This window comes from Pseudomonas sp. ICMP 460, assembly GCF_002723595.1.
Lineage (GTDB): Bacteria > Pseudomonadota > Gammaproteobacteria > Pseudomonadales > Pseudomonadaceae > Aquipseudomonas > Aquipseudomonas kitaguniensis.
The window spans coordinates 1-14,812 of sequence record NZ_LKBR01000033.1 but is presented as its reverse complement, the minus strand read 5'-3'; the positions used below and the strand labels follow the sequence as shown (position 1 = coordinate 14,812).

The following is a 14,812-nucleotide window of genomic DNA, read 5'->3' as shown; positions in this document are numbered from 1 at the left end:
TGTCATAGATCCTCCCTTGTCCTAAGCCGGAGCCCAGCATGTCACGTAAGAAAATTAAGCCGCAAATCACCGAAGCGCAGATTCTTGCTCAAGAATCGAGTATCCCTTCTATCGCCGCCAGGGCGTTCAGGGATGCTTATGAGGTTGCGATCTCCAAGGGTGAGTCTGTACTCGTGGTGCGTGCTGGCCAACTGGTGAAAGTCTCAAATACAGAGACGTTGGTCATCCGTCCAGTTGAAACCTACGGCACTATCAAGGCCGGTACCCGTTTGAAAACCAAAAAGTCCCTTTTGGATCGTCGATCTGCCCCCGCGCAGATTCAGGCTTGAGTACGACGCCTCGCGTCAGGATGTTTGCAGGACCGAATGGGAGTGGTAAGAGTACATTCAATTCGAAAGTTCCAGCTCATCTGCTGGTTAATTACATCAATCCCGACGCTATCGAGCTAGGCATTCGTGATACGGGTGTATTCGAGTTTTCTGCGTTTGGCCTTGATTCCTACGCCAGTCTCGCGGTTCCCTTTCTACACAGCCATTCGCTACTTTTAAAATTTCCCGATTCCCTGATCAAACTTAATGAGTTGAGGGTCGAGGGTGATCGGCTAGTATTTCCTTCACGACAAATCGACTCTTACATTGCTTCAGCGCTTTCAGACTTTATCCGAGTTTCTTTGATTGATGAGCATGTAAGTTTCACCTTTGAGACGGTCATGTCGGACACCAGCAAGATTGAATTGCTCAAGCATGCAAAAGAGGCTGGCTACCGGGTATATGTTTATTACGTGGCGACGGCGGATGCCGATATTAACGTTGCACGCGTTGCGTACAGGGCCTCCGTAGGCGGGCATGATGTTCCCTCAGGCAAGATTCGGTCTCGCTACACGCGCTCGTTGGAAAACTTGTCTGAGGCCATCCTGCTTTCAAATCGGGCCTATATTTTTGATAACTCTCAGGACGGTGAGCCCAGCTTTGCTCAACTTGCCGAAATCACTGAAGGTGAAGACATCGACATCGTTTCTGATACCCAACCTGCTTGGTTTAAACAGTACGTAATTGATAAATTGACGTAGAGGGCGCGGAGCAGTTTTATGATCCGAGCCCACTGTTCTTTTTAGCGTGGGTTTTAGCTTTTGCGCGGCTTTACGAACACATCGAACATCAAGCACAACGCCCCGGCAGTAATCGCAATATCCGCAATATTGAACACGCCGGTATGCGTTGGCCCAACGTTAAGCACCCCGTAATCAACCACATGCCCGTCGCGGAACACGCGGTCGATCAAGTTGGCGATACCACCTAACGCGATGGCGTACAGCGGTAAGACTTTACGCAGCGGTTGGTTCCAGTTGGCAAGCGACCACCCCATCGCCCAAGCCACCACCACGGCAACCCCGACGATAAAAATCAACTGTTCCGCGTCTGAAATAGAGCGCCCGAAGATAGCTCAGGCGCTTTACTGCGTCCAATGATCGTTCCCACGCTCTGCTTGGGAACGAGCTTTAAGCCGCGGGGTGGGCTACGTTCAGCGCCTTGTCTACCAGCAGTTGCACGCCTTCGAGCATTCGGCAGATGCCGAGCGCGACGTTGCGTTGTGAGCCATCGATTTCAAATGCCATATGGTTGGCGATGTCGCAGATGGACGCCAGGTCCTGGGACGCGTTGACCAGCAAGGTTTCTGTGCCGAGGTCGGCGCGCACGGTGAAGAGCCCGTCGCTGGGTTCTGGTTGGGGTTTGCCGGGGTTGAGGTAGTGGCTGATCGCGCGGTACGCCACTTCGTGCAGGGTGCTGGTGTCGAAGTCTTGCTGGCCTGGGGGATTTGGGCTGTCTTTAATCATGGTGAATCTCTCCGGGAATGGAGCTGCCACGATTCGCGGTCATACGAAAGAGGGTGGCAGCTATACGCGGGTTGACCGACCGGTCCCAAAGAATCCCGGCATACCCGAAGGTATCCCGCGTACAGCTGCCGCGACACGATACAACAGGCGTAGAAAAAACGTCTGATTCGATATGGCACAGATGCAGTTGGGAGGTCGGACGGTCAAATCCGATCGCTGAATTGGCAGCGACGGCACAGAGGTTAGACAGCCGAGTTCCGAGCCACAACCTGAAACGGTCGTGGGAAATGTCCGAGAGCAGGGCGCGCACGGCATTCAATTGTGGGAGCGGGCTTGCTCCCGATAGCAGTCTGTCAGCCAGTATCTCTGGTACTGACACACCGCCATCGGGAGCAAGCCCCCTCCCACAGTTTGATCTTCACTAGTCTTGGGGGGTTGTGTTTGACCAAATAAAAGTGCGCCGATTCGGTCAGTTGGAAAAACATCTGAATGGGCACTGTCCCTGTGGGAGGGGGCTTGCTCCCGATAGCAGTCTGTCAGCCAGCATCTCTGGTACTGACACACCGCCATCGGGAGCAAGCCCCCTCCCACAGTTTGATCTTCACTAGTCTTGGGGGGGGCTGTGTTTGACCAGATAAAAGTGCGCCGATTCGGTCAGTTGGAAAAACATTCGAATGGGCACTGTCCCTGTGGGAGGGGGCTTGCTCCCGATAGCAGTCTGTCAGCCAGCATCTCTGGTAATGACACACCGCCATCGGGAGCAAGCCCCCTCCCACAGTTTGACCTTCACTAGTCTTGGGGGTTTGTGTTTGACCAAATAAAAGTGCACCGATTCGGTCAGTTGGAAAAACATCTGAATGGGCACTGTACATGTGAGGTGGGGCTTGCTCCCGATAGCCGTCTGTCAGCCAGTATCTCTGGTACTGACACACCGCCATCGGGAGCAAGCCCCCTCCCACAGTTTGATCTTCACTAGTCTTGGGGGGGGGGCTGTGTTTGACCAGATAAAAGTGCGCCGATTCGGGCAGTTGGAAAAACATTCGAATGGGCACTGTCCCTGTGGGAGGGGGCTTGCTCCCGATAGCAGTCTGTCAGCCAGCATCTCTGGTACTGACACATCGCCACCGGGAGCAAGCCCCCTCCCACAGTTTTTGTTCGGTCTGCCATCGCCTGTCAGGCAATCGCATCCCAGGCGCGGTCGCCGTTCTCGTCTTTGATTCGAGTCGGCAAGCCCATCACGTCCAGCGCTTTCAGGAACGGCTCAGCCGGCAGTTCCTCGACGTTGGCCATGTGTTTCACGTCCCACTCGCCACGCGCAACCAGCAGCGCGGCGGCTACCGGTGGTACGCCTGCGGTGTAGGAGATGCCCTGGCTGTCGGTTTCAGCGAAGGCTTCTTCGTGATCCGCCACGTTGTAGATGAACATCTCGCGCGGCTGGCCGTTTTTGCTGCCTTTGACCAAATCGCCGATGCAGGTTTTGCCGGTGTAGCCGGGGGCGAGCGAAGACGGGTCGGGCAGTACGGCCTTGACCACTTTCAACGGTACGACTTCCAGGCCTTCGGCGGTTTTGACCGGCTTTTCAGAGAGCAGGCCGAGGTTTTTCAGTACCGTGAACACGTTGATGTAGTGCTCACCGAAGCTCATCCAGAAGCGCACGTTGGGCACGTCGAGATTTTTCGACAGCGAGTGCACTTCATCGTGGCCGGTGAGGTACAGGTTCTGCGAACCGACTACCGGCAGGTCGTCGGTGCGTTTGACTTCGAACATGGTGTTGCTGGTCCACTGGCTGTTCTGCCAGCTCCACACCTGCCCGGTGAACTCGCGGAAGTTGATTTCCGGGTCGAAGTTGGTGGCAAAATATTTGCCATGGCTGCCTGCATTGACGTCGAGAATGTCGATCGAATCAATACGGTCGAAATGCTGTTGCTGCGCCAGCGCGGCATACGCGTTGACGACACCCGGGTCGAAGCCCACGCCAAGAATGGCGGTGATGTTCTTCTGTTTGCACTCTTCCAGGTGGTTCCATTCGTAGTTGCCGTACCACGGCGGGGTCTCGCAGACCTTGCCCGGCTCTTCGTGGATGGCGGTGTCGAGGTACGCAACGCCCGTGTCGATGCAGGCACGCAGTACCGACATGTTAAGGAAGGCGGAACCTACGTTGATGACGATCTGCGACTCGGTCTCGCGGATCAGGGCCTTGGTCGCTTCCACGTCCAGGGCGTTCAGCGCAAAGGCCTGAATGTCGGCGGGTACCTTGAGGCTACCCTTGGCCTTGACGCTGTCGATGATGGCCTGGCATTTGGAGATGTTGCGCGACGCGATAGCAATACGACCGAGTTCGTCGTTGTGCTGCGCGCACTTGTGGGCCACCACCTTGGCGACACCTCCTGCACCAATGATAAGAACGTTCTTTTTCAATTGCTTTAGCTCTCCTATATCCGCCAGCTTACGAAAGGCTGGACAGGTAGTCTTCATAACCAAATTCACGAACCACCTCGACTGTACCGTCGAGTTGTTTCACTACGATGGACGGCATTTTCAGGCCGTTGAACCAGTTTTTCTTCACCATGGTGTAGCCTGCCGTGTCGATAAACGACAGCCGATCGCCGATGGCCAGCGGACGATCAAATTGATACTCACCGAAGATGTCGCCGGCCAGGCAAGATTTACCGCACACCATGACGGTGTGTTCGCCCTCGCTCGGCGCCAGCTTGGCGTTGAGGCGGTAGATCAGCAGGTCCAGCAGGTGGGCTTCGATGGAGCTGTCTACCACGGCGAGGTTTTTGCCGTTGTAGAGGGTGTCGAGTACGGTCACTTCCAGCGAGGCGCTGTTGGTGATCGCGGCTTCGCCGGGTTCAAGGTAAACCTGCACGTCGTACTTTTGCGAGAAGGCTTTCAAGCGCGCGCAGAACGCATCCAGCGCGTAGCCTTCGCCGGTGAAATGGATGCCGCCGCCGAGGCTGACCCAGTTGACCTTGTGCAGCAGCTCACCGAAGCGTTCTTCGATGGTGCCGAGCATCTTGTCGAACAGGCTGAAATCGCCGTTCTCGCAGTTGTTGTGGAACATGAAGCCGGAGATGTGTTCGATCACGCCTTCGATCTTCACCGGGTCCCATTCGCCCAAGCGGCTGAACGGGCGCGCCGGGTCGGCCAGCAGGTAGTCGGAGCTGCTCACTTGCGGGTTCACGCGCAGGCCGCGCGTCTTGCCTTCGGAACGTTCGGCAAAGCGCTGCAATTGGCTGATCGAGTTGAAGATGATCTTGTCGCAATTAGCCAGCATTTCTTCGATTTCATCGTCGGCCCAGGCCACGCTGTAGGCGTGCGCTTCGCCTTCGAACTTCTGGCGACCGAGCTTCAACTCATACAGCGACGACGAGGTGGTGCCGTCCATGTATTCCTGCATCAAGTCGAACACCGACCAGGTAGCAAAGCACTTCAGCGCCAGCAGGGCCTTGGCGCCGGACTGCTCGCGCACGTAAGCAATCTTCTGCATGTTGACCAGAAGCTTCTGTTTATCGATGAGGTAGTACGGCGTTTTGATCATTTTTGAGAGCCTGCGGCGGTGCCTGCCAAAAAAGGACACGCATTGTGCCCGCACTTGGATCAGATCGAAAGGTTAGCGGGCGGAATTTGCGCGCCTGGTTTCCAAGGGTAGCGCCCGAGTATGACTTTCTTTGGATACACGCCGACCCAATGTGGGAGGGGGCTTGCTCCCGATAGCGGTCTGTCAGCCGGCACCTCTGGCACTGCCACACCGCCATCGGGAGCAAGCCCCCTCCCACAGTTTGGTCTTCATCAGTCTTGGGATTCGTGTTTACCCAAATAAAAAAGTGCTGATTCAGAAGGGCCTCAGCCAGTTGCAAAAACAGCTAACTGGGCACTGTCCCTGTGGTAGGGGCTTGCTCTTCATCAGTTTTGGGATTTGTGTTTGCCCAAATAAAAAAGTGCTGATTCAGAAGGGCCTCAGCCAGTTGCACAAAAATCTGACTGGGCACTGTCCCTGTGGTAGGGCTTGCTCTTCATCAGTCTTGGGATTTGTGTTTTCCCAATAAAAAATGCGCTGATTCAGAAGGGCCTCAGCCAGTTGCACAAAAATCTGACTGGGCACTGTCCCTGTGGTAGGGCTTGCTCTTCATCAGTCTTGGGATTTGTGTTTACCCAATAAAAAATGCGCTGATTCAGAAGGGCCTCAGCCAGTTGCACAAACATCTGACTGGGCACTGTTCCTGTGGTGGGGGCTTGCTCTTCATCAGTCTTGGGATTTGTGTTTACCCAAATAAAAAAGTGCTGATTCAGAAGGGCCTCAGCCAGTTGCACAAACATCTGACTGGGCACTGTCTCTGTGGTAGGGGGCTTGCTCTTTATCAGTCTTGGGATTTGTGTTTGCCCAATAAAAAAGTGCTGATTCAGAAGGGCCTCAGCCAGCTGCACAAACATCTGACTGGGCACTGTCTCTGTGGGAGGGGGCTTGCTCCCGATAGCAGGCTGTCAGCCGGCGCATCTGGCACTGCCACACCGCCATCGGGAGCAAGCCCCCTCCCACAGTTTGGTCTTCATCAGTTTTGGGATTTGTGTTTGCCCAATAAAAAAATGCTGATTCAGAAGGGCCTCAGCCAGCTGCTGAAACATCTGACTGGGCACTGTCCCTGTGGTAAGGGGCTTGCTCTTCATCAGTCTTGGGATTTGTGTTCGCCCAAATAAAAAAGTGCTGATTCAGAAGGGCCTCAGCCAGCTGCAGAAACATCTGACTGGGAACTGTCCCTGTGGTGGGGGCTTGCTCTTCATCAGTCTTGGGATTTGTGTTTACCCAAATAAAAAAGTGCTGATTCAGAAGGGCCTCAGCCAGTTGCACAAACATCTGACTGGGTACTGTCTCTGTGGGAGGGGGCTTGCTCCCGATAGCGGTCTGTCAGCCAGCACTTCTGGCACTGCCACACCGCCATCGGCAGCAAGCCCCCTCCCACAGTTTGATCGGTGTACATCAAGCGCGCTGCAATCAAACTGTCATCTGCTCACCACCTTCCTGCCATATTCCGCCGTTACTGTCCTCGCCAATGAGATCGATCTCAAGCGAGTAACAATGACTGATTTAAAAGACGTTGCGCGGCTGGCCGGCGTATCCCGCGCTACCGCCGCCCGCACTTTTGCTTCCCCCGACCAGGTGCGACCGGCCACCCGTGAGCAGGTGTTTTCCGCCGCGCGGGAGCTGGGCTTTCGGCCGAATTTGCTTGGCCGCCAACTGCGCCTGCAAACCACCCAGCTGATCGGCGTGGTGGTGCCCAACTTGCTCAACCCGGTGTTCGCCGAACAATTCCAGGCCATGGAACGTGCCGCGCGGTTACGCGGTTACAGCCTGTTGCTGGCAACCACCGACTACAGCAGCGAGCGCGAATGCATTGTGGTCGAAGAGCTGCTGCGCCAGCGCGTCGATGGCCTGGTGCTGACGGTCACCGATGCCGAAAGCAACAGCGTACTCAGCAGCCTGAACACCGAACAAACCCCGTTCGTGCTGGCTTACCACCAACCAAGCAACCCCAACTACAGTGCGGTGTCGGTCGACAACCGCGCCGGTATGGCACTCGCCACGCGCTACTTGCTGGAAGCCGGGCACCGCCGCATCAGCATGGTCGCCGGCCCCGCCTTGCAGTCCGACCGCGCGCGTTTGCGCTACGCAGGTTACTGCGATGCGATGAAGGAATACGGCCTGAAAAGCCGCGCGGTAATCGAAATGCCCGCGCATACCCAGGCCGAATTCGCCGCCATCGCGCCGTACCTCAGTGGCCCCGACGCACCCACCGCGCTGGTGTGCTCCAACGATTTTCTGGCGATCAGCCTGATCGCCGAACTGCGCCGTAACGGCTGGAATGTGCCCGAGCAACTCTCGGTCATGGGTTTTGACGGCATCGCCCTCGGCACCCAGATGCACCCCACGCTGTGCAGCGTGGTGCAGCCCATCGCCTTGCTCGCCAGCACCGTGATTGACCAGTTGCTGGCGCAGATCGCCGGCAACGCTCCGATTTCCCATTGCCTGCCTTGCCACATCCGGCCCGGCGAAAGTACTCAACCCCATGAGGAGACCCTCGATGCGCGCATTCAGTAAAACCCTGGCCGCCGTGCTGCTGTGCGGCGCGGCCAGTTTGGCCCAGGCCGCAGAGACCGCGATTTGCTACAACTGCCCGCCGGATTGGGCCGATTGGGGCGCGCAGCTCAAGGCGATCAGCGCCGACACCGGCGTGCAAGTGCCGCTCGACAACAAGAACTCCGGCCAGTCGCTGGCGCAACTGGTTGCCGAAAAAGCCGCACCGGTCGCCGACGTTGTGTACTACGGCGTGACCTTCGGCTTGCAGGCGCAAAAGGCTGGCGTGGTCGAGGGCTACAAGCCCAAGGGTTGGGAGCAGATCCCCGCCGGTTTGAAAGACCCTGACGGCCACTGGTTCGCGATCCACTCCGGCACCTTGGGCATCATGGTCAACGTCGATGCGCTGGGCGGTTTGCCGGTTCCGCAAAGCTGGGCCGACCTGCTCAAGCCTGAATACAAAGGCATGGTCGGTTACCTCGACCCGTCCAGCGCGTTTGTTGGTTACGTCTCGGCGGTGGCGATCAACCGTGCCATGGGCGGCGACCTCGACAACTTCGCCCCGGCCATCGAGTACTTCCAGAAACTCGCGAAAAATGCGCCCATCGTGCCCAAGCAAACCGCCTATGCGCGGGTGCTCTCCGGCGAGCTGCCGATCCTCGTCGACTACGACTTCAACGCCTACCGCGCACGCTATAAAGACGGCGCCAACGTGGCCTTCGTGATCCCCAGGGAAGGCAGCATCAGCGTGCCGTACGTGATGAGCCTGGTGGCCAACGCGCCGCACCGCGCGAATGGCGAAAAGGTGCTGGATTTTGTGCTCTCCGATCAAGGCCAGGCCTTGTGGGCCAAAGCGTATCTGCGCCCGGTGCGCCCGGTAAAAATGCCCGCCGAGGTCGCCGCGCAGTTCTTGCCCGACAGCGATTACGCGCGCGCCGGTGTGGTCGATTATCAAAAAATGGCCGCTGTGCAGGAAGCCTTCGCCGCCCGTTACCTGAACGAGGTCAAGTAAGTGGCCGCATCGGCAAAACACGCAGCCTGGGCCTTGGCCCCGGCGTTTGCAGTGCTGCTCGCGTTTTGGCTGTTGCCGTTGGCGCACCTGATCGTACTCGGCACTGAAAGTCGCGACAGCCACGGCAGCGGCTATTGGCAGGTACTCAGCAGCGCGCAGTATTTGGGCAGCCTCGGGCAAACCCTGGTACTCGCGCTGGTGGTCACACTCGCTGCGTTATTGGTGGGCGGCATCAGCGGCGTATTCCTCGCGCGCCAGCAGTTTTTCGGGCGTTCGGCGCTGGTGGCGTTGCTCACGTTTCCGCTGGCGTTTCCCGGCGTGGTGGTGGGGTTTCTGGTGATCCTGTTGGCCGGGCGTCAAGGCTTGTTTGCGGCACTCGGCCTGCAATTGGCGGGTGAGCGCTGGATCTTTGCCTACTCGCTGGCGGGGCTGTTTGTCGGCTACCTGTACTTCTCGATTCCGCGGGTAATCCTCACGGTGATGGCCGCGTGCGAAAGCCTCGACCGCAGCCTTGAAGAAGCCGCGCATTCGTTGGGGGCAGGGCACTGGCGCGTGGTTTGCGACGTGATCGTGCCGGGCCTGGCGCCGGCGTTGGCATCCTGCGGGGCCATCTGTTTCGCCACCTCGATGGGCGCCTTCGGCACCGCGTTTACCTTGGGCACACGGCTGAATGTGACCCCGGTGGCCATCTATAACGTGTTCACCAACTACGCCAACTTTGCCGTCGCGGCCGCGCTGTCGGTGGTGCTCGGCGCGGTGACCTGGGCCGTGTTGTTGCTGACCCGGCGCCTGGTGAAAAACGCGGGGACAGTCCTGTGAAGCGCTCATCGCTGTTTGTGCTGCAACTGCTGTTTACCTTGCTGGTGTGCGCCTTCATGTTGGTGCCGGTGCTGATGTCATTGCTCGCCGGGCTGACGCGCAACTTCTTCGTCGGTGTGTCCAGCGGCTTGACCTTCGACTGGTTGATTCAAGTGTGGCAGGCGTATTCGCCGACCGTTTGGCTGTCGCTGCAACTGGCCCTGGCGTGCGCGGTGTGCGTGTGTGTGGTGGGCGTGCCGGCGGCCTATGCCTTGGTGCGCATGAACAACCGTTTCAGTCGCGCCTTCGAGGAATTGATGGTGCTGCCGGTGGCGATGCCGGGCCTGGCCAGCGCCTTGGCGTTGCTGCTGACCTACGGCCAGTTCGGCACGTTTCGCAGCAGTTGGTTATTCATCCTGGTCGGCCATGTGCTGTTCACTTTGCCGTTTCTGGTACGCCCGGTCATGGCGGTGATGCAGCGCCAGCAACTGCCGCTGTTGGAAGAGGCGGCGGCCAGCCTTGGCGCGGGGCCGATCAAACGCTTTTTCAGCGTGGTGGTACCGAACTGCCGCGCGGGCATTCTGGCCGGGGTGTTGATGGTGGTCACCCTGAGCCTGGGTGAATTCAACCTGACCTGGATGCTCCACACGCCCATGACCAAAACGCTGCCGGTGGGTCTGGCCGACAGTTACGCCTCGGCGCGGCTGGAAATTGCCAGCGCCTACACCCTTATTTTTTTGTTGATGATCGTGCCGCTGCTGATTGCGTTGCAGGCCATCAGCGCCCGTTTGTCCCGTGGAGAGCGTCGATGACCGCTATCACTATCCGCCTGCAAGGCTGTCGCAAGGCATTCGCCGACGGCACTGTGGCCGTGCATGACCTGAACTTGACCGTGAAGGGCGGTGAAACCCTGGCGATTCTTGGCCCGTCCGGTTGTGGCAAAACCACCACCTTGCGCCTGATTGCGGGGCTGGAACGCCCGGATGTCGGCCAGGTATTTTTTGGTGACCAGGACGTGACGCGCCTGCCCATCGAGCGCCGCGACGTGGGCATGGTGTTCCAGAATTACGCGCTGTTTCCCAACCTGGATGTGGCCGGCAACATCGTCTATGGCTTGAAGGTTCGCGGTGTGGCGGCGCAGGAGCGCAACCAGCGCTGCGATGAGTTACTCGAACTGGTAGGCCTGCACAACCACGCCAAACGCAGCATTCATGAGCTGTCGGGCGGCCAACGCCAACGCGTGGCACTCGCGCGTGCCCTGGCGCCGCGCCCCATGGTGCTGTTGCTGGATGAACCGCTGGCGGCGCTGGATGCACAACTGCGCGAGCGCCTGCGCAGCGAGTTGGACCAACTGTTGCGCAGCCTCGGGATCACCGCCGTGTTTGTGACCCACGACCAGGGCGAAGCCATGGCGCTGGGCGACCGCATTCTGGTGATGGAGCAGGGGCGTGTCGCGCAACTGGCCAGCCCGCGGCAAATCTACCAGCAACCGGCTAACGCGTTCGTGGCAGGTTTTGTCGGCAACCTGAATGCCTTCGCGGTGCTTGAACGCACCGCGCATGGCCTGAAAGTCTGCGGCGGCGAACTGCCGTGGCAGGCGTTCGAGCAGCCCGCCACCGTGTACTGCCGCCCCGAACACCTGCGCGTGATGGACGGCGAGGGGCACTTGCACGGCCACCTGCTGGCGCAGTTTTTTCAGGGCGCGCAAAGCCGTTTGTTGGTGGACGTGGGCGGCCCGCAACCGCTGCTGGTGGACAGCAGCGACAACCACTTTTACGCCGTGGGCGCGCCGATTGCCTTGGCCATCGCGCCGCACATGTTGTTTACCCTGAATGCGTGAGACTTTGCTTGTGAACCGTCCATTTCTGGTTGCGCAGATCAGCGACCTGCACCTCAAAGCCGGCAACCGCCTGACCTATGGCGTGGTCGATACGCTGGGCGCGCTGCGCCACGCCGTCGACCACTTGAACGCGAGTCACCCGCGCCCTGACATCGTGGTGATCAGCGGCGACCTGGTGGATTTCGGCCGCGCCGATGAATACGCCGTGCTGCACCCCGAACTCGCGCGCCTGCACATGCCGTGCTACCTGGTGCCCGGCAACCACGATGCGCGCGCGCCGTTGCTGGCGGCGTTTGCCGATCACGCTTACTTGCCGGCATCGGCAGACGGCCCGCTGGATTGGGTGGTGGACGATTACCCGCTGCGCCTGATCGGCCTCGACTCGACCATTCCCGGTGGCCACGGCGGGCAGTTGTTGCACAGCCAATTGCAGTGGCTCGACCAACAGTTGGCGCTGCGCCCCGAGGCACCGACGTTGCTGGTGCTGCATCACCCGCCGTTTATCAGCGGCATCGGGCACATGGACCTGCAACCGTTTATCAACGCCGACGCGTTTGAACACGTCGTCGCCCGCCACCCGCAAGTGGAACGCTTGCTCTGTGGGCATTTGCACCGGCCACTGCAGCGGCGTTTTGGCGGCAGCTTCAGTTGCGTATGCCCCGGCACCTCGCACCAGATTGTGCTCGACCTGCAAAACGCTGCACCCGCGCATTTCAACCTGGAACCGGCGGGTTATTTGTTGCACCGCTGGGAGGCGCAACACGGTTTGATCAGCCACAACGGCGTGTTCGGAGACTACCCGGGGCCGTATCCGTTTTATGACGCTCATGGATTGATTGACTGAAGTTTTACGGAGGTTCACTTCGCACAACTGAGTACTTGAACGTTAGTTAACGCACCGGCCAACTTAACGATGGCCGTGTGCTTCCTGCTGTCTGTTTTATGCGCCCGGAACTTGGATTCCGCGCCGGAGTTCGTCCTGATGAAAGCTACTTTGACTGTGTTAAGCGTACTGACTGGCGGCGTGGGCATTGCCCTGAGCCCCTTGGCCTCGGCTGATTTTTTGAGCGACAGCAAAGCCAGTTTGAACATGCGCAACTTCTACTTTAATAACGACAACCGTGATGGCGCCGCTGCGCCGTCGAAGACCGAAGAGTGGGGCCAGGCGTTTATCCTCAACTACCAATCGGGTTTTACCGACGGCACGGTTGGCTTTGGCCTCGACGCCATCGGCATGCTCGGCGTGAACCTCGACAGCGGCACTGGCCGCCATGTCGGCAGTTCGATGATCCCCACCGACGATGGCAAGGCAGCGGACAGTTGGGCACGTGCAGGGGCGACGGCCAAGGCGCGTTTCGCCAAAACCGAAGCGCGTTACGGCTACCTGCGCCCAAACCTGCCGATTCTGGTGAGCAACGATGGCCGGCTGTTGCCGCAGTCGTTTGAAGGCGCGCAAGTCACCAGTAAAGACATCGACAACCTGACACTGATCGGCGGCCAATTGCAGCACACCACCGGGCGTGGCTCCAGCGACCGCAGTGGCCTGGCAGCGGCGGGCGGCACCCAGGAAAGCAATAAATTCAACTACGCTGGCGGCGACTATCAAGTCAACAAGGACCTGATGGTCCAGTACTATTACGCCAACCTCGAAGACTATTACACGCAGCACTTTGCCGGTTTGATCCATGTACTGCCGCTGGGTGACTACGGTTCATTAAAAACCGATTTGCGTTACTTCAAAACCACGTCTGACGGCAAAAACAGCAGCGTCGCCGGCCGCGCCGAAGGTTATAAGTTGGGCGGTTATACCAAGAACGGTAATGGCGAAATCGACAACAACACGTGGAGCGCCGCGTTCATTTACTCGCTGGGGCCGCACGCGATTACTGCGGGTTACCAGCAAGTCTCGGACGACAGCAACTTCGCCCAACTCAACCAGGGCGGCCTGGTCAACAAAGGCGAGGGCGGTGCCAGCCTGTACCTGTACACCGACCGCACCGTGCAAACATTCATTCAGGCCGGTGAACGCACGGCCTTCGCGCAATATGCCTACGACTTTGTTGCACTCGGCCTGCCGGGCCTGAAAGCGTCGGTGATGTACCTGAAGGGCGACCATATCCTCACCACCGCCGGCAACAATGCCAGCGAATGGGAGCGCGATATTTCGCTGGATTACGTGGTGCAAAGCGGCACGTTCAAGAACCTCGGTTTCGGCTGGCGCAACGGCGTATCACGCAGCGAAGTGGCACGCGACCAGGACCAGAATCGGCTGTTCGTGAGTTACTCGATTCCACTGATGTAAAAGCACAGCGCGCTTTTGTGGGAACGATCAACCGATCACTTAGGCACACCGAGGTGCCTGCATCGCGAGCAAGCCCGCTCCCACAGTTGGCCGAGTTGCTTTTGTGGGAACGATCAACCGATCACTTAGGCACACCGAGGTGCCTGCATCGCGAGCAAGCCCGCTCCCACAGTTGGCCGAGTCGCCTGCAGGATCAGGCCGACTGTCCAGCGCGCGGATCAATAACCTGCGCAGTTCACTGTGGGCACCGGGCTTGTGTGGGAGTGGGCTTATGTGGGAGTTCGCCTGCAGGATCAGGCCGACTGTCCAGCGCGCGGATCAATAACCTGCGCAGTTCACTGTGGGCACCGGGCTTGTGTGGGAGTGGGCTTATGTGGGAGCCGGGCTTGCTCGCGATGGCCTCAACCCGGTGTAACTGATGGTCCGAGGCGCCTGCATCGCGAGCAAGCCCGCTCCCACAGTTGGCCGAGTTCGCCTGCAGGATCAGGCCGACTGTCCAGCGCGCGGATCAATAACCTGCGCAGTTCACTGTGGGCACCGGGCTTGTGTGGGAGTGGGCTTATGTGGGAGCCGGGCTTGCTCGCGATGGCCTCAACCCGGTGTAACTGATGGTCCGAGGCGCCTGCATCGCGAGCAAGCCGGCTCCCACAGTTGGCCGAGTTCGCCTGCAGGATCAGGCCGACTGTCCAGCGCGCGGATCAATAACCTGCGCAGTTCACTGTGGGCACCGGGCTTGTGTGGGAGTGGGCTTATGTGGGAGCCGGGCTTGCTCGCGATGGCCTCAACCCGGTGTAACTGATGGTCCGAGGCGCCTGCATCGCGAGCAAGCCGGCTCCCACAGTTGGCCGAGTTCGCCTGCAGGATCAGGCCGACTGTCCAGCGCGCGGATCAATAACCTGCGCAGTTCACTGTGGGCACCGGGCTTGTGTGGGAGTGGGCTTATGTGGGAG

General features: G+C 58.9%; 14 protein-coding genes. 9 read left to right on the top strand and 5 right to left on the bottom strand.

What is annotated here, in order from left to right; all coding sequences use genetic code 11:
- The first annotated feature begins 38 nt into the window (after positions 1-38).
- Positions 39-329, top strand: coding sequence for a hypothetical protein (locus tag AO240_RS20015; protein ID WP_099238617.1), 291 nt, complete (start codon positions 39-41; stop codon positions 327-329).
- A complete protein-coding gene (locus AO240_RS20010; RefSeq protein ID WP_256586010.1) occupies positions 326-1,069 on the top strand; it encodes a zeta toxin family protein in 744 nt (247 codons plus the stop codon). Before AO240_RS20015 ends, AO240_RS20010 begins: the two co-directional genes overlap by 4 nt.
- 53 nt (positions 1,070-1,122) lie before the next feature.
- Here AO240_RS20010 and AO240_RS20005 read toward each other — a convergent pair whose 3' ends face one another.
- The 5 genes from AO240_RS20005 to AO240_RS19975 all read right to left on the bottom strand — a co-directional run bounded on the left by AO240_RS20005 (position 1,123) and on the right by AO240_RS19975 (position 6,692).
- The gene (locus tag AO240_RS20005; protein ID WP_256586009.1) at positions 1,123-1,407 is read right to left on the bottom strand and encodes a signal peptidase II; all 285 of its coding nucleotides are present in this window, start codon (positions 1,405-1,407) and stop codon (positions 1,123-1,125) included.
- Between the two features lie 91 nt (positions 1,408-1,498).
- Complete coding sequence (locus AO240_RS20000; protein ID WP_099238614.1) at positions 1,499-1,834, bottom strand: DUF6124 family protein; 336 nt, start codon at positions 1,832-1,834, stop codon at positions 1,499-1,501.
- A 1,173-nt stretch (positions 1,835-3,007) separates the two neighbouring features.
- Positions 3,008-4,252, bottom strand: a complete 1,245-nt coding sequence (locus AO240_RS19990; protein ID WP_058415438.1) for a saccharopine dehydrogenase family protein — start codon at positions 4,250-4,252, stop codon at positions 3,008-3,010.
- Between the two features lie 28 nt (positions 4,253-4,280).
- Positions 4,281-5,378 carry a carboxynorspermidine decarboxylase gene (locus AO240_RS19985; RefSeq protein WP_099238611.1) on the bottom strand — a complete coding sequence of 366 codons (1,098 nt, stop codon included), beginning with the start codon at positions 5,376-5,378 and terminating at the stop codon, positions 4,281-4,283.
- A 1,065-nt stretch (positions 5,379-6,443) separates the two neighbouring features.
- Positions 6,444-6,692, bottom strand: coding sequence for a hypothetical protein (locus tag AO240_RS19975; protein WP_099238607.1), 249 nt, complete (start codon positions 6,690-6,692; stop codon positions 6,444-6,446).
- 222 nt (positions 6,693-6,914) lie between these two features.
- Between AO240_RS19975 and AO240_RS19970 the strand changes: the two genes are divergently transcribed.
- The 7 genes from AO240_RS19970 to AO240_RS19940 all read left to right on the top strand — a co-directional run bounded on the left by AO240_RS19970 (position 6,915) and on the right by AO240_RS19940 (position 13,862).
- Entirely contained in the window at positions 6,915-7,934 is a 1,020-nt protein-coding gene (locus AO240_RS19970; RefSeq protein ID WP_099238605.1) for a LacI family DNA-binding transcriptional regulator, read from the top strand.
- Positions 7,918-8,922 (top strand): ABC transporter substrate-binding protein, encoded by a 1,005-nt coding sequence (locus tag AO240_RS19965; RefSeq protein ID WP_099238603.1) that lies wholly within the window; start codon positions 7,918-7,920, stop codon positions 8,920-8,922. The genes AO240_RS19970 and AO240_RS19965 overlap by 17 nt, the downstream gene beginning before the upstream one ends.
- Positions 8,923-9,741, top strand: a complete 819-nt coding sequence (locus AO240_RS19960; RefSeq protein WP_099238601.1) for an iron ABC transporter permease — start codon at positions 8,923-8,925, stop codon at positions 9,739-9,741.
- Positions 9,738-10,532: an ABC transporter permease gene (locus AO240_RS19955; protein WP_099238599.1), complete on the top strand. Its 795-nt coding sequence runs from the start codon at positions 9,738-9,740 to the stop codon at positions 10,530-10,532. Before AO240_RS19960 ends, AO240_RS19955 begins: the two co-directional genes overlap by 4 nt.
- Positions 10,529-11,560 carry an ABC transporter ATP-binding protein gene (locus AO240_RS19950; protein WP_099238597.1) on the top strand — a complete coding sequence of 344 codons (1,032 nt, stop codon included), beginning with the start codon at positions 10,529-10,531 and terminating at the stop codon, positions 11,558-11,560. The genes AO240_RS19955 and AO240_RS19950 overlap by 4 nt, the downstream gene beginning before the upstream one ends.
- Positions 11,561-11,570: 10 nt before the next feature.
- Positions 11,571-12,404, top strand: a complete 834-nt coding sequence (locus AO240_RS19945; RefSeq protein ID WP_099238669.1) for a phosphodiesterase — start codon at positions 11,571-11,573, stop codon at positions 12,402-12,404.
- A gap of 138 nt (positions 12,405-12,542) precedes the next feature.
- Positions 12,543-13,862, top strand: a complete 1,320-nt coding sequence (locus AO240_RS19940) for an OprD family porin (protein ID WP_099238595.1) — start codon at positions 12,543-12,545, stop codon at positions 13,860-13,862.
- Positions 13,863-14,812 lie beyond the last annotated feature (950 nt).